The organism is Gaoshiqia sediminis, from assembly GCF_025907915.1.
GTDB classification, from domain to species: domain Bacteria; phylum Bacteroidota; class Bacteroidia; order Bacteroidales; family Prolixibacteraceae; genus Gaoshiqia; species Gaoshiqia sediminis.
Genome location: NZ_JAPAAF010000015.1, coordinates 1 through 20,262 on the forward strand (window position 1 = coordinate 1; position 20,262 = coordinate 20,262).

Below are 20,262 nucleotides of genomic sequence, written 5' to 3' on the forward strand. Positions count from 1 at the left end.
AAAAGTAAAAATTGAAAAATGTGATGCCCTTCGCTGATTTTTGACTTGAAAACCCAAAATAAAAAAAGAGACTGAACTCTTTTGAGACAGCCTCGGGTGGATGATGACCCTTAAAAGAACAGTTTAACATCTTCTAATAGAAAGAATGGCATTTAATTCCTAAAAGCGATTGCCCTGTCGTTATTCTATAACATGTGAAACCTCTTGTACCGAAATGTTATCTTTGTCCGTTTTTCAACTTAAAATGAATTGAAAATTATGGGCAAAACCGTAACCCGCACTTTCGATATCCTGAATCGTTACCAGACTGAGTGTCCCCGCGAAGATGCACTTGGCGGAAAAGCTACAGACGGCAAGTGGTACACTTATTCTACCGCCGAATATGCAGAAAAATCGCGTCAATTCGCCCTGGGTATGCTGGCCCTCGGCTTGCAGCGCGGCGACAAGGTAGCTACCGTTACCACCAACCGGCCGGAGTGGAACTTTGCCGATATGGGCCTGGCGATGGCCGGCCTGGTACACGTGCCCATTTATCCGACGATTGGTGATGAGGAATACCGCTACATTCTCGAACACGCCGAAGCAAAATATCTGTTGGTCGGCGACAAAAAGCTTTTCGAGAAACTCAGCCCGATTGTGGCAGACCTGGGTACTGTGAAGGGGATTTACGGATTCGAAGAAATTCCGGGCTGTCCTTTTTTCCAGGAAATCCTGGATTTGGGCCAGAGCAAAACGGCGGAACTTACGAACGAACTGGAAACGATAAAAGCTTCCGTTGATCCCGACGAGGTGGCGACACTCATTTACACTTCCGGAACAACCGGCGTCCCCAAAGGGGTGATGCTGACCCACCGGAACCTGGTTTCGAACTTTGTGGCCCATTCCCACATGCACCACCTGGGGCACGAACACCGGGTGATCAGCTTCCTGCCCTTGTGTCACGTGTACGAACGCAGCGTAAATTACCATTTTCAATACAAAGGAATGGGCATTTACTACGTGGGCAACCTGGGGCAAATTGTGGGGGCTATCAAGGAGATTAAACCGCACATGTTCAACTCAGTTCCCCGCTTGCTGGAACGGGTTTATGATGGTTTTGTCTCGAAAGGACAGGAGCTTACCGGCCTCAAAAAAGTCATCTATTTTTGGGCGCTCAGCCTTACCCGGCATTTCGAATACAATAAAAAATACAACTTGTTTGTCCGGATGCAAATCAAGCTGGCCGACAAGCTGGTTTATTCCAAATGGCGCGAGGCGCTGGGCAACAATATCGTTTATGTTGTTTCGGGCGGGGCCGCCTTACAGCCTCGTATTGCCCGCGTGTTGGGCATGGCGGGCATGGAAACCCTCGAAGGTTACGGACTGACCGAAACTTCGCCGGTAATCGCGGTAAATAATCCGGCAACCGGCGAAATGAAGATTGGAACCGTGGGCCCGGTGCTGGATGGGGTGGAGGTGAAAATTGCCGATGACGGCGAGATACTCTGCAAAGGCCCCTCGGTAATGAAAGGCTACTACAAAGCGCCCGAACTGACTGCCGAAGTGATTGACGAAGACGGTTGGTTCCACACCGGCGACATTGGCATGCTGGAAGAGGGCAAATTTCTGAAAATTACCGACCGCAAAAAGGAAATGTTCAAGATGTCGGGCGGCAAGTACATTGCCCCGCAAATGATCGAAAACAAGCTGAAAGAGTCGTTCTTCATTGAGCAGGCCATGGTGATCGGCGAAAACGAAAAGTTTGCCAGCGCCCTGATTTCGCCCAATTTCGAATACCTGCACGACTGGTGCTCGCATCACAAAATTCACTTCCGCGACAACGAAGAACTGGTGCAAAAGAAAGAAGTGATCTCGCAGTACCTGAAAGAAGTGGCCCTGATCAATAAAACGCTGGGGCAACACGAAGAAATCAAACGGTTCAGGCTGGTGTGCGAGGACTGGACCCCGCAAAGCGGCGAATTATCGCCCACGCTGAAATTGAAACGAAACTTTGTTGCAAAAAAATATCAAACGCTGATCGACGATATTTATGCCGTTTCGAAGTCGAATAATGGCGGCAACGGCATCCGCTTCCCCAAGGTAAACCTTCGTTTTGATGTGAATGAATTGCTGAAAAAATTCAAGTTTTAGAGCAAGTGAGGAGTTGTCCGGGTCTGTTTCAGAAATCGCCATGCAAGCATTTCGGAACAGCCTCGTGTATTTTGGTTCGGATTTTGAATTTCGGGTTGCCAAAATGACAACGAATGACTAATGGCCAGTTTTTCAATCCCCAATCATCATTCATCAATCAAAACACTCTGTCCCAGGGGATGGCGGCCAGGATGACCACATAGGCGATGCCGAAGAAAACCAGCGAATTGCCGAATTTAGCCCGGCTGTTGGCCGCCTTTTTAGCCCGTACCCGTCCAACGTGAACCAGGGCAACGGCAATCAACATCATCAGCAGATGTTCAACCGCGTAAAAGCGGAGATCGGCATTTTTCATGGCCGCCCCGAAATCCTGAAAGGCCGCTTTGGTAATCGGGCTGACGAAAAAGTAAAGCACCAGACCGGTGAGCAGTTGAATATCCATGAGCACAGTGAAAACAAGGCTCAGGGTGTTGTCTGGTTTCTTCCAGTTTTGCCGGCTGAACCAGCCCATGAAATATTTCAGCAGCGCAACCAAGGCTATCAGCAGGATGAACCAGCGAAGGGTATTGTGCAGGTGTAATAGTCCGATATACATGATTTGAAATTTAAGATCACCTGTAACAACATTTCCCTGCCGGTTTGGTTTTCCGAAAGTTGCATTTTGGACTATAATTTTGGTTCAAGCACAATCGGAGATAGATTATTCATCGGCCATGGCGAAGATCTCATCCAGTTCGAAAACCGTTTTTTTGCTTTCAGAGAACACCGAATTTACCATTGCGCGGGCAACTGTTTTGTCGGCAACAGGCCGGTATTTTTTCATAACAAAACGGGTAAGCACCCGGGCCAGGCTAAGCGAAAAAGCTTCGGTCGGGCGTTTGGGCTGGCGGTTGCCATCCAGAATCGATGGTCGTAAAATAACTGTCTTTTTGAAGTTTAGTTGTTGAACAGTCTCATCCAGTTCGCCCTTCATCCGGCTGTAGAAGATCCGGGAATTTGGATCGGCCCCGGCCGACGAAACCAGGATCAGCATACCTACCTTGTTGGTTGATGCGGCTTTGGCCAGCTCGTACTGGTAGGTAAAATCTACCCGGTATTGCTTTTCTTTGCTCCCGGCGGCCTTCAAGGTGGTGCCCAGGCATGAAAACAGGACATCCCCTTTCACCAGTTCGGCCCAGCTCCCGGGATCGTCGAAATCGATCAGGTGTTCATTCAGCTTGGGGTGTGCTATTCCTGTTTTTCGGCGGGTGAAGATGATCACTTTAGAAAAACGATCATCCGCCAACAGGATGTTAACCAGTTGTTTGCCAACCAAGCCGGTGGCCCCGGCTACAAGCGCTGTTTGTTGTGTATTCATGATGCAGGTCTTTAGACGGTATAACGTGATTTGCTGCAGATCGGTTATTTTTTATGCTGATGTGGATTTTCCGTCTTTCAATAAGCCCGTTCAACTGCCAGCCGGAATTTTCTGTTCTTCTGTCGGGATGGTAAAGTGAAAAACTGTTCCCTGCGGATGGTTGTGAGTAGCCCAGATCTTCCCATGGTTTTTGGCGATAAACTCCTGGCAGATCAGCAGGCCCAGACCTGTGCCTTTTTCACCCGAAGTGCCGTCGCGACTGGTTTCTCCCAATTCAAACAAATGTTGAAGCTGTTTGGGTGACAAACCAATGCCCGAGTCTGCGATATTGACCAGCACATCGGTCCCTCGTATTTCTCCCTGTATGGAAATCGTTCCGCCGGGATGAGTGAACTTTACCGCATTGCTCATCAGGTTTCGCATTACCGTGTTGATCATGTTGTAGTCGGCAAAGGCGGAAAATTCGTGCGGCAACTGTTCCTCAATCTTAATGCTTTTGTGCCTTGCCCGCTCGCGGACCAGTTGGATATTTTCGTTGACAATATCTTTCATGTTGATACGGGCAGGGCGGTAACTGATTTTGTCCATTTGGGTGTTGGCCCACAAAAGCAGGTTGTCAAGCAGATTGTAAATATTGATGGCCGTATCGTTTGTCAGCTTCAGCAGTTGGGCTTGTTCATCCGGGCTGGTTTCATCTTCGCTGGTCAGCAGGTCCAGCATGCCCAGCAATCCGGAAAAAGGGCTGCGCAAATCGTGCGATACGATAGAGAAGAGTTTGTTCTTCGTTAGGTTGGCCTTCACCAGTTCCTGATTGTTGTTTACCAGCTCGCGGGTACGCTTGGCAATGATTTTTTCCAGTTCATGCTGTCGCTTCATCAGGTGGCGCGTATGCGCATGTTGAATGAGAAAAAATGAGCCGCCCAGCACGATAAGCGAAATTGCCAAAAAGGGAAAGGTCATCCAAAACGGGGGGTGGACCTTCAGTTTGACCAGCGATGAGCGGTTGTCCCATTGTCCGGTTGGGGTGGTGGTTTCAACCTGAAAAAAGTAGGTGCCAGGCTTCAACCGGGTATAGGTTGCAACTTGTTCCTGCTGGGTATAAACCCATTCCTGATCGAACCCGATGAGCTTGTAGCGGTATTTTTGCTTGCCCGGGTTGACAAAATTCAACGAAGTAAACCGGAAGGTGATCATTTGTTGATCGTAATCCAGTTCCACAACGGGGATATTCCGGTCTTCTTCGTCGGGGCGAGGAAGGACTGGTTTGCCGTACATGGCAATTTCGGTAAGAATGGCCCCGGAACCGGAATGTTTTTTGGCAGGAACCTGGTTTGGGTGAAAGAAATCAACGCCTTCGTTGCCGCCGAAATAAATGTGCCCCTGCCCGTCAACCCCTGCTGAGCGATCGAAATAATTTGTAGAAATCAACCCATAGGACTGATTGAAATAATCAATGGTATAGTCCAGTGTTTCCAACGACGTTGCCCCGGAATACGTCAGCCTGAAAACTCCGGATTTTGTACTCACCCAGATTTCCCCGGGCTTAATAGACCGGATGGACGAGATATTTAAATAGGCGATATCGTGCCCTTTTTGTACCGGCAGAAAGGTTCCGGACTCTTTGATGAATATATTCAGTCCGTTGTTGGTACCGGCCCACACAACGCCTGAGTGATCACAGTAAATTGTCTGTATGGTGTTGCTTGACAGGCTGCTGGGATTGCTTTCGTTGTGAACGTAGTTGGTGAATTGTCCGGTTTTGGTGTTGAAGCGTGAAACCCCGTGGCTACTTGAAATCCAAAGTTCCTGATTGGAATCCAGGCACAGGTCAAAGATGTAATCATTCGATAAGCTGTTTTCGATGTCGTTTTCGTTATAGCGGAATTCGCTGACTTCATGCGTGTCGGGATTGTAACGCCAGAGCCCTTTGCCATGAACTGTCAGCCACAGGTTGCCATTGGCGTCTTCGATAATATCGCGGATGTCGGCAGCGCGTAAAACAGCTGCTGCAGATTCGGATTTTACCGGAGGCCAGGTAAAACCGGTTCCTTCTTCGTTCATTTTTTGCAGTCCGCCCGACCAGCTGAGCGCCCACACTTGTTTACGGCTGTCTTCAAATAGTTTGAAGATGGCCCCGGAGCTGTTGTCTTTTCTCTTCGTTTTTAGCCGGTACGACCATTTACGGTACGGATGGGAGCTGTGCTGCTCAATTAACCCGCCTTCGTACCCTAGCCACATGTTACCTGCATGGTCGAAGCTAATGGATGTAACTTCTTTGTGGGTGAGTGTATAGGGAGTACCATCGTCGAACAGAAAATGCTGAAAAGGAATATTGTTCAGTCCGTAATTAATGCCGCGAATTCCGGATGAAGTCCACAGATTGTTGTCCTTGTCGGCATATACAAAAATGACGGCAGTCCGTTCGAGGCTAAACGGATCGGTCGGCACGTTAGTAAAGCGCCGGGCGGTGTTGTTTTTGCGGTCGAACCGCACCAGACCGCTGCTGGAGGCCAGCCAGATGATGGAATCCCGGCCGATGTCAAAGTGATGCACATCGTAGGTCAGGTCCTCAAAAATGTAATTATCCACCAAGCCTTTGTTTGGGTTTAAAATGAAAAAACCATCGAACAGGGTGCTCAGTAAAAGCTCGCCTTCTAAAAACCGGAGGTTGGTAATATGGAGTTGGTCGAGGTTGGTTTGTCCCAATGTTCGGAATGTGGTTATTTCCCGGGTTTGCGGATTAAGCCGGTGAACTCCGTTGGGAAAGGTGGCCAGCCAAATGTCCCCGTTGGGTTGACGGCATATATGATTTATGTTGCTGTTTGGCAGGATGTTGTTGCCCGGGGTTTTTACAGAACCGGGATCGGTAAACCACGCTGTTTGGCTGGTCTTTCGGTTATGCAGGGCCAACCCTTCGTCGGTGGCTATCCACAATTCACCGTTGACTCCTTCTGCAAAATCTGTTACCCGAATTCGGTCCCAACCTGGCGCCATGGGCAGAAAACGGTCGCGGAAATGATCATAGTACCATGCGCCATGTTCGGTGCCGATCCAGATTTTCCCGGTCGAATCCGAGAAAATAGTATTGATTTGGCGGACCGAAAGGGCTGGATGTTTTTCGTCGGTGTTTTTATATGTTTTAAAAAGACTTCCGTCGAAGCGGGTGAGGCTGTTGTCGCTGGTCAGCCAGATAAAGCCAATCGAGTCCTGCGCTATTCCGGTAATTTTAGATTCAGTTAATCCTTTTTCAATCCCGTAATGAAGAAAAGAAATGTTGGTTTGGGCAGAAGTGCCAAGTATGAAGATGAAAAAAAGTATGCTGTGTAGAAAAGCTTTTAACACGATTGCAAGGCTCTGATTTTGGGTGACAAAAATACAAAAAGCATTCGGTTCCGAAAGGAGGGGAATCTGTTTTAAATCATCTTGTTCCTCTATTGTCCCCATGCAGGTTCCGGTGGTGGACTTTTTCCCGGCGGGTTGGTCGTTTCCATGACTTGAAGCGTTTGCCGAATCAAATCATGTGGCAGTCAGTTTTCGCGGAATTCGGACTGAACGTGATTCGACAGAAGGAATATCATATACAGTATGGGCGCTTATTTTACTTTTCTTCTGCTTGTAATATTTGTGTTAAGCTTGTGTGAAACCGTTGTCAAATCCGACCGTGGAGGGGAATTCTGTCTATTTTTGTCATTAGATAGGAAAATCTGTTCCGGTTACAGGTGCCTGATCCAATTCGTATCGAAGTTGTAATAGGTTTAGGAAAAGAAATTGGTACAAATCAAAAACTGGTTACCGCTTTTTAACGTAAATGTTCATCCCTAATCATTTAAAAATCAAATTATGACAGTAAACAGAACTTTTGGGATAGGAAATGATAGCAATGAGCCTGAGGTGTCGTACAAAAAGAAGATCCAATATATCAACCTGAAGCTTGCTGCCGATGGTTATCCTACTTGTATGGCAGGGGCGAAATCTGACTTGCTGGAAATTGCCAAGCCTTTGTTGGATAGCTACAATATCAAATCCCGCTTGCTGGCCAATCAAACCTCCCCGCTGGGGCAGCGTGTTCAAAACTTTCTTCGCGATTACCTGGGCGATGTGCCGGGCGACAATTCGTTCACCTTCCCGGATCATCCGTTTATTCTGGATCGCCACGGGCTGGCACGAATGGTGTCCCTGCCTGCCGACGGCGATTATTTCGAAAGTGATATTATCCGCTCGTACCGGACTGCACAGGGTATTCTGAATAATCCCAAAGAAGACCGGCGAACCACAAAAGGCGTTTTTCATATTGCGGAAGGAGGCCTGCCTATTCCGGATGATAAAAAGGCGGTGCCAAAAATTACCTTTTGCAAACTGCTGCAACATGCGCTAAATCCGCCAAAAGAGCTGATGAGACTCCCGTTTACGGCCAACCAGGAAAAAAGCGCCGAACTGTTTGTCAGTCTGATGCTCCGTCCCATTGTAGTGCCGGAAGTGGCCGGGGTGATGACCGAAAAATCAATGGAAATCAAATTCCTGGCGCCAGGCAGCCTGGTTTCGAATCTTGACTTTGTGGAGTCAATTTTTGGCAATGCTGGCGACCCGTTTTTGCCCGAAAACGATGCAGCCCTAAACCCCGACTCGTGGACCGGACATACGGGCTGTGTTATCCTGGCCACTCATTTAACCGGATTAACAAAAAAGGAACTCGGCCTGCCGCATTTCGATAACGCCACCGAACGCCAGAAACGCGATGGCATGTGCTGGAAGAAGGAGGACGAAAAATACAACGATGGCAGCGCCTTCAAAATTACCGCGCGAGACAAACGGGGTGTCGTGGTTACCCTTATCGCCGACAACTATTACGGTTACTGTAAAAAAGAAGTGAAAACCATGATCAGCTACTCGGCCAACCTCTATGGACTGGCCGAAGAAGAACATGCCGGCGGCGCGATCGCTTTCCGCAGCTATAACCTGGGCGAAAAGTGCTATCTCGATGAAAGGCTCCCGGACAACGGCTTAAACTTTGCTTCCTTCCTGTACTTGTTTGCCGACATGCTGGAGTTGAAAAAGGAAGGTTACGCGGTGGATAAAAAATTCCGTGATGTAATTTATGTACCCGAAGATGCCAACTTCGACTTGCTGAAACAAACCATTACCTGGCAAAATGCCGGTAAGAAGCAGGTGATTAAATTGCTGCCGTACAAATATTATATCTATCCGAACGGATACAAGGTGGAAATGAAAAAACGGCTGGAAGGCCCCAAATGGCATTTGGTAGGGACCATGGCTGAAGGAACGCTTTGCCACAAACCTTGCACCGTGTCGGGTGGCGGAAAGTCGGAAATCTCCAAGTCGATCCAGGATGCGATGATCCAGGGTTCGGTGATTGTGACCGACCTGCATGCCGATCTGGATATGGTAGAAGAAATCATGTCGAAAGATTACTCCAAGCGGTTTAAAGTGCCGGCTGACTATTCGGTGAAAAAACCGCGCCACATCCTGAGCCGTCGCCGTTCACTCGGATCGGTAATTAAATTGCTTACTCCTGCCGACGAATATACGGACGAATACAACGAATGGCTCCGGTCGCTCCCGCAACGCATCAAAGTGTTGATTTATATTATTAAAGGGAATTATAGTCAGGACTGGGACAAGGACTGGAGGAAATATTTCTCGGTGGATCAAGTAAACGGGATACCGGGGAATGAACTGAAATTTCAGTCGAATAAACTGCTGACAAGTTACTTGCGGGTTGGTCACGATGTCGATAACTCCTGGCGTATTTTCCTGACACGGCAGGATTACAACCCATCCAGCAAAGTGCAGTTTGAAGATGATATTACCGCTTCGGTAGTTCTGGATGCCAAAAAGTTGGAGAACCTGAACCCGGAATATAATAACCCCAGCGTGAAAATCGTGAAAAACTGCGAATCACGCCTGTTCCAGCGGCCGGATGACTGTGTGATCAAAGGGTATGACAAGCAGGGCGAAAAAGACCTGTCGAGCCCCAACACGTTCCTGTCGAACTTTGAACCGCTGACCCGCAAACAGGTACAGGAAATTAAGGACGATGCCATTGGCTTCGAACTTTATACCCAGCCGGTGAAAGACCTGATCAATAACTTTCTGGCCAGCGACAGCCCCGAGTTTTTGGTGGTGCCTTCCGAACCAAGGCTGGTTGATGGTATTCCGTCCAAGAACCAGCGCTACTTGCAGGTACGTCCCGACTTGGTTGATCCGGTCGCTAAATATGTGGCTGAAGTTGGAACCCGCATTTTCCGGAAAATTCCCTTGGATAAAGTAGTCTTTTTGCCAGTGAACGCTGTGTTGCCGGGACGTCGGAACAACCCGTCGGAACCGGAAAATAACGTGCCGCCATTGGCCGTTTACAACCCAATCCACTACCAGGAGTTGCCGGAACTTTTCATCGACTTCATTTGCAGTATTACCGGAAAATCACCCTCAACAACCGGTTTCGGTTCTGAAGGTGCGCTTACCAAAGGTCCGTTCAATAACCTGTTGCCGGCTGCTGATTTGAACAATGCCTTCCTGTCGTACATCCTGACCGGTTATGATGGTTTTTCTTCTGCCGCCGGTTATGTGGGACCGAAATATAAAGTTGACCACGATATCAGCTTGCTGGTCCCGGAAATCTGGTGCCGTATGTCAGTAGAGGAACGCGATCCTAAATTCCTGATTGAACATGGCTATCTCGAACGGGTTGAAAACTTCACCCACAACGGGAAAGAAGTTGATGCCAGTTTGTTGGGCTACCGTATCACGCTGCGTTTTGTGACCCACTTTATGGCCCGCATTTTCAGTAAACCGGATGCGGTTTTCAGCGAAGATATGCTTCGGCCGGAACAACAAGATTTGGATATGTTTGTGGCCTCCATCGAAAACCTGTCGATTACCCAAAAACGCGTGGCCGAAGGTTACATGCGCGACGGAACGGTTGACCTGCTTTGCCCGCCACTGAAGGCCCTCATTCATATTATGGTTGAAGGATCATACGAGGGGAAAGGACGCAACCATCCGGACATCCGCGCTATGTTTACCCGCGAGGCGGTGCTGAACAGCGACTGGTACAAGCAGCGTTTGGTTGAAAAGCAACATCGCGACGTTGAACAATGGACGAAGAATGTGGCTTATATCGAAGAGGTAATCAGCCGCAAAAACTTTGCTGACACGTCAGTCCGTCTGGCGCTTCCCGAACGGCTAAAAGTTGCCAAGGCCAAACTGAAAGAAGTTTCATCGCCGGCTTACCTGGCCGATTTGGCGGGTACACTTGGTGTTGACACGCTCAGCCCCATTGAAGCTTAGTTGACAATTTTATGAAATAGAAAAAAAGGAGTCCGGCGCGGCTCCTTTTTTTTGTGACTTTTTTGTTATGAATCTGGTCAGGAATACGGGACAGCACCGGGTGGCCGGGCTTTGTGCTTATTTTTGTGTGAAATAAGCAAACTGGCAAGATGACTCTGAAATACGCGATTATTGGCGCTGGCGCCTTGGGTGGTTATTACGGCGGGCGGCTGGCCCAGGCAGGCAGCGATGTTCATTTTCTGTTTAATACCGATTACACCTATGTGTGCGATAATGGCTTTCGGGTTGATTCGGTGAGCGGTAATTTCCATCTTTCAAAATTGAATGCGTATAATTCAACTTCTGCCATGCCGGTTTGCGATGTGGTGCTGGTTTGCCTGAAAACCACCAATAATCATTTGTTGCCGGAACTGCTGAAGCCAATTCTTCACGCGAATACGCTGGTGGTGTTGGTTCAGAATGGCTTAGGTTTGGAGGAGTCGCTTGAAAGGCACTTGCCGGACATCCAGCTTGCCGGGGGGCTGGCTTTTATTTGTTCCAACAAAATTGGCCCGGGGCACATCCGGCATCTCGATTTGGGAAAGTTGGTGCTGGGTGCGCACAAGATGAATCAACCCGAAGTCCTTCAACAGGTATGCAGGGATTTCCAACAAGCCGGAGTGCCTTGTCAGATGTCGGATGACCTGTATTTTTCGCGCTGGCAAAAGCTGGTTTGGAATGTGCCTTTCAATGGGTTGACGGTCGTGCTGAATACCACTACCGACCGGATAATGGCTAACCATTCCAGTCGCGAACTGGCTTTTGAACTGATGCTGGAAGTAGTTGCAGCGGCCAACCAGTGCGGGGTGAAGCTGGAAGAATCTTTTGCCCGGAAAATGCTGGACATGACTGCCGGAATGACGCCCTATGCGCCAAGCATGAAGCTGGATTTCGATTTCAAACGCCCCATGGAAATCGAGGCGATCTACTCCAATCCGGTGAGTAAAGCTGCCGAAGCCGGTTTCGCGATGAAACAAGTGGCCATGCTTGAAAAACAACTTCGTTTTATTCAGGCACAACTGGCATAAACACATGCGGATTGCAGAAGGCGTGTGGCCCGATTAGGAGTGCCCTCTGACAACGATACGCATGATTTTGAAGTTCAGCCGAAAAAACTTGTACAGCTGAAAGAAAAAGTTGGTCCGCCAGAATTTTGTGGCACGGGTTGGTACCGGCGGATAAAATTCATCTTTGTACCCTCTTATTTCGTGTTTCTTTTCCATGGTTTTCTGCTATTGATTATTCGGGTAGGAGCCACCAAAACGGGTATCCTTTTGCCTTGTGAATGAACATATAGTGCAGGAACAACTTGATCCAGTGGCCGGCCAGGCCCACTTCACCAACGGTTGCATTAATGTCGCGGCCCCAGTCGGGGTATTTTTCCCAATCGGGAACAATGGGCGATACGGTCATGGTGGCGCCCAGCCCTTTGGTCATGCTAAAACCGGCCGATACAATGCAGGCAGCGCCCATCCTTCCCATGCTGGCGGTGTGTTTGTGTTCGGTCGCTCCGTTTTTGATGAATCGGGCAATGTTCTGGGCAACGATTTTCCCGGTAACACCCGAGGGCATTCCCGTGCGCGGGGGAGCGGGAGTAATGGACAACCCGGTCGGACTTTGCATTGGCTTTGAAATGGGGTGAGGAGGGGCAAAAGCAATTCCGGTGGCATATAGGTTTGGGTAGGCCGGATTTTGGTAGGTTTGCGGCCAGTCTTTCACGCTCCATTCTTCAAAAGGTTTGGGCGTATAGTTGGCATCCACTTTCATAAAACCATTTGGGGCAAAAATTTTCGGGGTAATATCAGTTCCCGATTGGTCGAAGGCTTTCAGGTCTTGTCCTTTAAACGCGGGAATGAGCATGGCAAAGTCAAACGCTGCCGTATTTTGTTCGCCTGCAAGCGTTTCGTAGTGGACCACACCTGGCTCCACCCGGGTAACTCCGGCTCGCTTTATCCAGTTGATGTTGTTTTCGGTCAGTACCGATTCGGCAAACACTTTGGTGGGGGTGATATACCCGCCGCGTTTGATAAATGCGCCACCCATGCCGAAGTCTCCCAGCTCGTACTCGTTGGTAATCCAGGTGATCTTAGCCAGGTGATCCAGTTTTTTACGTTTAAGTTCGAAGGCAATGTTCAGGGCATATTCAAAGGCTGCTCCCTGGCAGGTGGCTGAAGGGTGGCCGGTGCCTAAAAGAAAGTGCTGAACCTTTCCTTCTTTCATTTGTGCCATGCATTTTTGTAGTTCTTTCCAGGCATGAGCTGCGTGGTCATACGAGCAAACCGAGCAGGTGTATTTCCCGGGGCCGAGGCCGGGAGTAGCTTCAAAGTTCAACTTGGGGCCGGTGGCATTCACTAAATAATCATAGGTTACTTTTTCCACCTCACCTTTACGTTCTTCCGAAACATGTTCAATCGTAACATAAGCAGTTCCGGATTCCCGGTCGCCCTCCGGATGGATCGATACAGCTTTGGCTTGTTTGTAAACAATACCCCAGCGGCGATATACTTTTTCCAGTTTGAAACGTACCTGATCCACTGTCATCCGGCCAACTCCCACCCAAATGTTGGAGGGAACCCACTGATAATACCGGTTGGGTGAAACCACCGTCACCTCGTGGTTCTTCCCCAGCTTCTTTTTTAGAAAGGAGGCTGCGGTGTGCCCCGAAATACCCGCTCCCAACACAAGAACTTTTGCCATAACTTTAAACTGATTAAAATGACATATGTTTGAAATATACAATTTAGCCATTTTTCGGAATAGCGGCATTAACTGTTTTGATGTTAAAGGGATAGGTTTAAAAACAAAAAGGAGCACCCAAGTGGCTGCTCCTTTTTATTCGGAAAAATATTATTTAGGCGTTGTTTGTTGCTTGTTCCAATCTTTTCAGAATTCCGAAGATAAATCCGGCAGACAAAACACACATCACAACCAGAATGGCGAAAAATTGCCACAACTCAATTTTATCCCAGAGAATACCGATTAAGCCGGCAGCCAGGTTCCCAAATGCTGTAGCACCCAGCCAGCCGCCTTGTGCCAGACCTTTGTATTTTGGTGGAGCAACTTTCGATACAAATGAAATCCCGATAGGGCTCAGGAATAATTCAGCAACAGTTAATACCAGGTAGCAGTTAATCAACCAATAGGGTGAAACCAGATTTTCGGAAACGCCACCATTTAGCTGTCCGGGAGATGTTAATCCCATTGAAGCAGTAATCAATAAACCAAATCCAATGGCAGTGATCACCATACCAATACCAATTTTTTTAGGTGCCGAGGGCTCTTTCCCTTTGTTCCGCAGCCAAGTGAAAATTCCAATAATTACCGGAGTCAGGAACACGATGAAGATCGGGTTAAACTGCTGGAATTTTTGTGGTGTGATGGTGTAGTCGCCACTGAATGATGAAATTGTATAATAAGCGAGTGCAGCTCCGGCAAGAGTTACGGCACCACCAATTAATTTTGTTCTTCCTGATTTTCCGGAGATCAACAGAATTGAGCCAATAATTGCAAAAAGAATAGGTAATAACTGGCTTAGGTCAAACAGCACATAAGTACTAGGTTTCACATGTCCCAACTGGGTATAGTCACGGGCAAAAATGGTCATGGTAAAACCATTTTGGTGGAAAGCCATCCAGAAGAAAATAACAACAAAGAAAACCAAGCCTAAAGCAATCAGTCGTTCTTTTGTCTGTTGAGGAGTTAATACCACAAGCTTATCCTTGTGTTCAGCCGATTTTGCTTTTTGTTTCTCCGTGATGTCTGCATGTTTGTAGTATTTTCTGAATCCGATAAAAATCAGGAATGAAATAACCATACTGGCTGCTGCTACGGCAAATCCTGCATTGTATGATTGCCCCAATGTGTCGATATAATCTTTGCTGAAAGAAGCCAGGTCTGTAAAGTTGGCACCCATTTGTGCTTTTGCAAGTTCTGTAAGTCTCGAAACATCTTCCAGCTTGCCATCCAAGTATTGATGAGCTAAGTGAGGGATTGAAGAATCGTAAGTGAAATTTTTACCTTTTAACACCCAGTTGCCAATTGCTTCGGCAGCCGATGGTGCGAAAAAGGCACCAATATTAATACCCATGTAAAAAATGTTGAAGGCATTATCCCGGTTGGCACTATATTTCGGATCGTCGTACAGGTTTCCAACCAGCGCCTGCAGGTTTCCTTTGAAGAAGCCTGTCCCAAGCGAAATGACAGCCAATGCTGAATAAACCATGGCGATTCCCATTCCCGGCATTGCCAGTAGAAGATAGCCCAGAAACATGACGACGGTTCCCAAAGTAATGGTTTTGCCATAGCCTAAAACGTTGTCGGCAATATAACCACCCAGTAGCGGGAGAAAATAAATTCCAAACAGGAAGCCACCGTAGATACCACCGGCTTCGGCTGTTGAAAAGCCAAACTTGGCTTGTAGGTAAAGCACAAAAATGGCTAACATGGTGTAGTAACCAAAGCGTTCGCCCATGTTGGCAAAAAATGCCACCAATAGCCCCTTGGGATGTCCTTTCAGCATAATTGATCTTTTTAATTAGTAAATTTTTTGTTGTAAAGTTTTGCAAGACTGGCAAATATAGTCAACTTTTTGGCTTTGCAAGTTTGATAAATATCAGGTCCAGGGAAATCGCTTTTAAAATATAGTTCACCCTTTCCATGCACATGTGCCTCAAAAGCTTCCAATGCCTGAGGCATTTCCGGTAGGTGCAGGATAAGTTAATCTGGGCTTTCCACGGGGCTATGGCATGTTGGTCACGACGTGTCGTGACCGTACCTGGCTTTCCCGGTTTAGGACGTTTCGGATTTTATCCGGCGTGTAAGGCCACGGCATGCCGTGGCCGGGCGGGTGGTGACGACCTTAAAAGAGCAGTTTAACATCTTCTAATAGGAAGAATGGCATTTAATTCCTAAAAGCGATTTCCCTGATATCAGGTCGGGAAAGATAGTTTTTCGTAAATTCGGTATAAAAATGCCGGATATGAAGATTTTTACCACCAAACAGATTGCTGAAATTGATCAATATACCATTCAGAATGAACCCATTGCTGATATCGATTTGATGGAGCGGGCTTCGTTGCAGCTGGTTAACTGGCTGATTCATCGCTTGTCGAACGAGCGGAAGCTACTCTTTTTTGTTGGGCCGGGCAACAATGGGGGCGATGCTTTGTCTATCGCCCGTCAGATGGCGGACTGCGATTATTCCTGCGAAGTCTATTTGCTCGATTTTGGCAAAGGGCTGAAAGGCTCACCGGCCATCAACTGGCAGCGGCTGGTAGAGCAAGGAAAGGTGAAACTGGTTAAAATTGCTTCGGAGGCGGACTTCCCCGAAATACCCGCTGATGCCGTGGTGATCGATGGACTGTTTGGTTCGGGCCTGACCCGTCCGCTTGACGGGCTGGCGGAAAGCTTGGTGGTACGGATTAATGACCGGGGGGCAATGGTGGTTGCTGTCGATATTCCCAGCGGCCTGTTCGGCGAGGATAATTCGCAGAACGACCTGTCGAAAGTAATCCGGGCCAGCCACACGCTCACCTTTCAGTTTCCCAAGTTGAGCTTCTTTTTCCCGGAACACGAACAGTTGCTGGGCGACTGGGAAGTGCTGCCTATTGGTTTGCACCCGGAGGCGATTTCTACCATGCGAACTCCGTTTCATTTTTTAACCGATAAATATATCACATCGCTCATCCGCCCGAGGGGCAAGTTTTCGCATAAAGGCACTTACGGTCATGCCCTGCTGATTGCCGGCTCGTATGGCAAAATGGGAGCTGCCGTGCTGGCTTCAAAAGCTTGTTTGCGCGGGGGCACCGGCTTGCTCACCAGTCATGTTCCGCACACGGGGTATGGTTTCATCCAAAGTTGCGTGCCCGAGGCTATGTGCTCAATCGATGCTTCGGATCTGATGTTTACCGAGTTTCCCGATCTGAAGTCATTTTCGGCCGTAGGAGTGGGGCCCGGCCTGGGCTGCAAATCCAACTCTCAGCGGGCGCTGAAAGAACTTCTGTTGGCTAATCCTCAAAAGCTGGTGCTCGATGCCGACGCGCTGAACATTCTTTCTCAGCATGAAGATTGGTACGGGCTGCTTCCGAAAAACAGCATCCTCACGCCGCACCCCAAAGAGTTTGAACGGCTGGCCGGCGAAACTGCCGACTCCTGGTCGCGCTTGCTGTTACAGCAATGGTTTTCTAAAAATCACGGAGTAATTGTCGTGTTGAAAGGGGCCCATACGTGTATTACTTTTCCAAATGGACAGGTATATTTTAATACGACCGGTAACCCGGGGATGGCTACTGCCGGTAGCGGCGATGTGCTCACCGGACTGATCCTGGGCTTGCTGGCCCAACCCTATTCCCCGGAAGAAGCCGCTTTGCTGGGTGTTTACCTGCATGGGCTGGCCGGCGACCTGGCCATGAAGCAGTATGGACAGGAAGCGCTGATTGCAGGCGATTTGATTGACCATTTCGGGAAAGCATTTTTGGAACTCACAAAATAAAACAAGCTTCTTTCCGGTTTTAGGAACGGGACTTTTGCCGTTCGACCGTTATTTTAGCCGAAATTGTCAGCTTTTGCCCCTACATTCATTAATTTTGAAACCAATCACAAAAAACAATTAAACATGAAAACCAGATACGTTTTAACTTTTATTTTACTGTTTGCCAGCCTAAGTATTTTTGCCCAACGTTCCAAGGACGAATCAACGGCCTTGGTTTTGACTGACGGGATTATTTATAGTCTGCCGCGCACCGGCATCCGTGTTTATGTGAAAGCAACGCAGGAAAAATTCTTCCACGGCCCGTATTTTCAGTATGCCGAAGCCATGCTGGGACTGAAAGATGCCGCTTCGTCGGACCGGGAGAGCTGGACCATAAACGATATCCGCATCGAAACCTTCAGCGAGGCCGACCCGCAACAGGTGCACAAAGCGAAGGGAAAAGGTGCCGCCCTGGTAAGCCTGACCTCGTCGGGTGTGCTGGCCGGCATCAACAAAGAGGTGGACAGTGAAGAGGAAACAGCTGCGGTATCAACTTTTCTGGCCGATACAAAAACACCGGAATATCCGTTTCTGGATTTGTCATTGAACCCGTTTTTCGAAAAACCGGACTCAGCCAGCAGAACGGTGTTGATTGTTAAATCGCTGGAAGAAAAGGCACAGGAAGCTGCCCATACCATCACCAAGTTGCGCAAGCGCCGGTTTAAATCGCTGGCCAATGCCTATGAAGAGCAATTGCCCGACGGGCGTGCTTACGAACTGATGGTGGATGAGCTTGGAAAACTGGAAGCCGAATATGTGGCGCTGTTTGCAGGCAAAACCTTTAAAAAATCGTTCGACTATTGTTTTGATTTCATCCCGGGCGAAAACTCCGTGTCGGGCGAAGTGGTGTTCCGCTTTTCCGAAACCAAAGGCGTGTTGCCCAAAACCGACCTGAGCGGGAAGCCCATTGTGGTGGATCTGAAAAAGCTGGAAGACCTGGCATCGGCGCAGGAAAAGCAAAAATCGCAGGTTGAGGGGGTAAGCGGCGTGTTTTACCGTATTCCGGGCAAAGCGGAGATCCGCATCCAGAACGGCATCAACCTGATGGCCGTTACCCGGGCCGACATTGCCCAGTTCGGCACCGTTACGCCACTTCCGGAGGAACTGCTTGACGGAATCCATCAAATCGTTTTCCACCCGAAAACAGGCGGAATAAAAAGTATTCTCTTGAAATAACAGCCAATTAAGCTGTCCAAAAAGTAGAGGGGTCCCCGGGAGCTGTCATCCTGAATTTATTTCAGGATCTCAATCAACCGGGGACAGATCCCGAAATAAATTCGGGATGACTTGTACCTTAACTTTTTGGACAGCTTCTTTTTTGATTTCTGTCAGTTGGCAGGCTGCCTGATTTTCTTATTTTTACGGGCTTCAATCAAAAACTTACAAATACTGATCATTTTATTATGGATGCGATTAAAAAGACGTTAAAAGATTCGGCAGCCATCCGGTGGCTTGTTTTGGTGATTATCTCTATGTTCATGTTCGGAACTTACTGGTTTCAGGATTTCATGTCGGGGCTGAAAGGCCTGATGATGTCGGAGCTGGGGATCAACAGTAGCCAGTTTGGCTTGATTATCAGTTCCACCACCTGGGCCAACATGGTTGGGATGATCATGGTGGGCGGCATTATCCTGGACAAATGGGGAATCCGCGTGGCCGGGGTAGTTTTTGGGATTGTGGCTTCGCTGGGCGCATCCATCACGGCAATGGCCACCTACGGCGTTTTTGGCGATGATCCCGGTACAATGATGAAGTTTATGATGGCCGGGCGTATGTTGTTCGGGATTGGACTGGAGTCGATTTGTGTGATTGTGACCCGCACCACTGTAAAGTGGTTTAAAGGATATGAGCTGGCGCTGGCCATGGCCATTAACGTGGCTTTCGGGCGTTTTGGTACCGCGTTCGGAACCGCTTTCTCGGTTGAGATCGGTGGCGGGCATGTGGCCCCGGCCGTTGCTTTTGCCGCCTCGCTGATCGGTTTCGGTTTTATTCTCTTCCTGGCTTACCTGATTTTCGACATTCGCCTGGACAAGCAGGTGAATGCCAATAAAAAAGAAGGTGGTGAGCCCGAGGAGGATTTCAAGTTCAGCGATTTGGTAAAACTGGCCACCAACAAAGGGTTTATCTACATCACCTTGCTGTGTGTGGCTTTCTATTCGGCGGTATTTCCCTTCATTCAGTATGCACCCGACTTGCTGGTGAATAAGTTTGGGTTCACCTACCAGTTGCCCGATTTGTCGTCGATGACTTTATTTGAAAAGATTGGCGCCATATTCCACAACGGCCCCAAAGTTACCGGATTGATTCCGCTGGGAACCATCTTGTTCACGCCCATTTTCGGTTCTATTGTCGATAAAAAAGGTAAAGCTGCTTCGCTGATGATCCTGGGGGCTTTCCTGCTGATTTTTGCCCACGTTTCGCTCTCGCTTTTCAACAGTGTTACGCTGGGCTATCTCGGACTGGTTTCGCTGGGAGTTGCTTTTGCCCTGGTGCCTGCCGCCATGTGGCCTTCGGTAGCTAAAATAGTGGCCGAAAACCGATTGGGAACAGCTTATTCATCGATGTTCACCATTCAAAACTGGGGGCTCGGCCTTTTCTTTTGGGGGATTGGCGCCCTGCTCGACTTCGTGAACCGCGCTGACCTGGCTGCTATCAAAGCCGGAGAAAAAATGTACGATTATACCATCCCCATCCTGACGTTGGTCATTTGCGGGGTGATTTCGATTTTCCTGGCCTTTATGCTGTTGCGTGCCGACAAGCAAAATAAGTATGGCTTGGAGCTGCCATCCGGCGTTGAGGCGAAGTAACTCAAAAAAGAAAAAATATTCTGGAATGAAACCGGCCCCGCATTTACTCTGGATGCGGGGCTTTTTGTTTCGGCTGACGAATGTCAGAACAA

At 48.5% G+C, this 20,262-nt stretch carries 12 protein-coding genes; 6 read left to right on the forward strand and 6 right to left on the reverse strand.

Going from position 1 to position 20,262, the window contains the following annotated elements; translation table 11 throughout:
* Window positions 1–258: 258 nt before the first annotated feature.
* Window positions 259–2,130: an AMP-dependent synthetase/ligase gene (locus N2K84_RS11185; RefSeq protein WP_282591899.1), complete on the forward strand. Its 1,872-nt coding sequence runs from the start codon at window positions 259–261 to the stop codon at window positions 2,128–2,130.
* A gap of 157 nt (window positions 2,131–2,287) precedes the next feature.
* Here N2K84_RS11185 and N2K84_RS11190 read toward each other — a convergent pair whose 3' ends face one another.
* From N2K84_RS11190 to N2K84_RS11200, 3 genes are all read right to left on the reverse strand, one after another.
* A complete protein-coding gene (locus N2K84_RS11190; protein ID WP_282591900.1) occupies window positions 2,288–2,725 on the reverse strand; it encodes a hypothetical protein in 438 nt (145 codons plus the stop codon).
* A gap of 105 nt (window positions 2,726–2,830) precedes the next feature.
* Window positions 2,831–3,487 carry an NAD(P)H-binding protein gene (locus tag N2K84_RS11195; RefSeq protein WP_282591901.1) on the reverse strand — a complete coding sequence of 219 codons (657 nt, stop codon included), beginning with the start codon at window positions 3,485–3,487 and terminating at the stop codon, window positions 2,831–2,833.
* Window positions 3,488–3,577: 90 nt separating this feature from the next.
* Window positions 3,578–6,829, reverse strand: a complete 3,252-nt coding sequence (locus N2K84_RS11200; RefSeq protein ID WP_282591902.1) for a ligand-binding sensor domain-containing protein — start codon at window positions 6,827–6,829, stop codon at window positions 3,578–3,580.
* Window positions 6,830–7,327: 498 nt separating this feature from the next.
* Between N2K84_RS11200 and N2K84_RS11205 the strand changes: the two genes are divergently transcribed.
* Both N2K84_RS11205 and N2K84_RS11210 read left to right on the forward strand, forming a co-directional pair.
* On the forward strand, window positions 7,328–10,795 hold the full coding sequence (locus N2K84_RS11205; protein WP_282591903.1) for a PPi-type phosphoenolpyruvate carboxykinase family protein: 3,468 nt from the start codon (window positions 7,328–7,330) through the stop codon (window positions 10,793–10,795).
* A 149-nt stretch (window positions 10,796–10,944) separates the two neighbouring features.
* A complete protein-coding gene (locus tag N2K84_RS11210; protein ID WP_282591904.1) occupies window positions 10,945–11,862 on the forward strand; it encodes a putative 2-dehydropantoate 2-reductase in 918 nt (305 codons plus the stop codon).
* Between the two features lie 33 nt (window positions 11,863–11,895).
* Here N2K84_RS11210 and N2K84_RS11215 read toward each other — a convergent pair whose 3' ends face one another.
* The 3 genes from N2K84_RS11215 to N2K84_RS11225 form a co-directional block, all read right to left on the reverse strand.
* Window positions 11,896–12,057: a hypothetical protein gene (locus tag N2K84_RS11215; RefSeq protein WP_282591905.1), complete on the reverse strand. Its 162-nt coding sequence runs from the start codon at window positions 12,055–12,057 to the stop codon at window positions 11,896–11,898.
* A gap of 16 nt (window positions 12,058–12,073) precedes the next feature.
* Entirely contained in the window at window positions 12,074–13,531 is a 1,458-nt protein-coding gene (locus N2K84_RS11220; protein WP_282591906.1) for an NAD(P)/FAD-dependent oxidoreductase, read from the reverse strand.
* Between the two features lie 154 nt (window positions 13,532–13,685).
* Complete coding sequence (locus N2K84_RS11225) at window positions 13,686–15,353, reverse strand: peptide MFS transporter (protein ID WP_282591907.1); 1,668 nt, start codon at window positions 15,351–15,353, stop codon at window positions 13,686–13,688.
* Window positions 15,354–15,812: 459 nt separating this feature from the next.
* Between N2K84_RS11225 and N2K84_RS11230 the strand changes: the two genes are divergently transcribed.
* The 3 genes from N2K84_RS11230 to N2K84_RS11240 all read left to right on the forward strand — a co-directional run bounded on the left by N2K84_RS11230 (window position 15,813) and on the right by N2K84_RS11240 (window position 20,170).
* Complete coding sequence (locus tag N2K84_RS11230; RefSeq protein ID WP_282591908.1) at window positions 15,813–17,324, forward strand: NAD(P)H-hydrate dehydratase; 1,512 nt, start codon at window positions 15,813–15,815, stop codon at window positions 17,322–17,324.
* A gap of 123 nt (window positions 17,325–17,447) precedes the next feature.
* Window positions 17,448–18,539: a DUF4831 family protein gene (locus tag N2K84_RS11235; protein ID WP_282591909.1), complete on the forward strand. Its 1,092-nt coding sequence runs from the start codon at window positions 17,448–17,450 to the stop codon at window positions 18,537–18,539.
* 227 nt (window positions 18,540–18,766) lie between these two features.
* Window positions 18,767–20,170: an MFS transporter gene (locus N2K84_RS11240; protein WP_282591910.1), complete on the forward strand. Its 1,404-nt coding sequence runs from the start codon at window positions 18,767–18,769 to the stop codon at window positions 20,168–20,170.
* Window positions 20,171–20,262 lie beyond the last annotated feature (92 nt).

What these genes read in the sequence shown, in the direction of transcription:
- N2K84_RS11220 (WP_282591906.1), bottom strand. Translation starts at nt 13,531, where the DNA reads ATGGCAAAAGTTCTTGTGTTGGGAGCGGGTATTTCGGGGCACACCGCA.
- N2K84_RS11210 (WP_282591904.1), top strand. Translation starts at nt 10,945, where the DNA reads ATGACTCTGAAATACGCGATTATTGGCGCTGGCGCCTTGGGTGGTTAT.
- N2K84_RS11240 (WP_282591910.1), top strand. Translation starts at nt 18,767, where the DNA reads ATGGATGCGATTAAAAAGACGTTAAAAGATTCGGCAGCCATCCGGTGG.
- N2K84_RS11230 (WP_282591908.1), top strand. Translation starts at nt 15,813, where the DNA reads ATGAAGATTTTTACCACCAAACAGATTGCTGAAATTGATCAATATACC.
- N2K84_RS11215 (WP_282591905.1), bottom strand. Translation starts at nt 12,057, where the DNA reads ATGGAAAAGAAACACGAAATAAGAGGGTACAAAGATGAATTTTATCCG.
- N2K84_RS11225 (WP_282591907.1), bottom strand. Translation starts at nt 15,353, where the DNA reads ATGCTGAAAGGACATCCCAAGGGGCTATTGGTGGCATTTTTTGCCAAC.
- N2K84_RS11185 (WP_282591899.1), top strand. Translation starts at nt 259, where the DNA reads ATGGGCAAAACCGTAACCCGCACTTTCGATATCCTGAATCGTTACCAG.
- N2K84_RS11235 (WP_282591909.1), top strand. Translation starts at nt 17,448, where the DNA reads ATGAAAACCAGATACGTTTTAACTTTTATTTTACTGTTTGCCAGCCTA.
- N2K84_RS11195 (WP_282591901.1), bottom strand. Translation starts at nt 3,487, where the DNA reads ATGAATACACAACAAACAGCGCTTGTAGCCGGGGCCACCGGCTTGGTT.
- N2K84_RS11205 (WP_282591903.1), top strand. Translation starts at nt 7,328, where the DNA reads ATGACAGTAAACAGAACTTTTGGGATAGGAAATGATAGCAATGAGCCT.
- N2K84_RS11190 (WP_282591900.1), bottom strand. Translation starts at nt 2,725, where the DNA reads ATGTATATCGGACTATTACACCTGCACAATACCCTTCGCTGGTTCATC.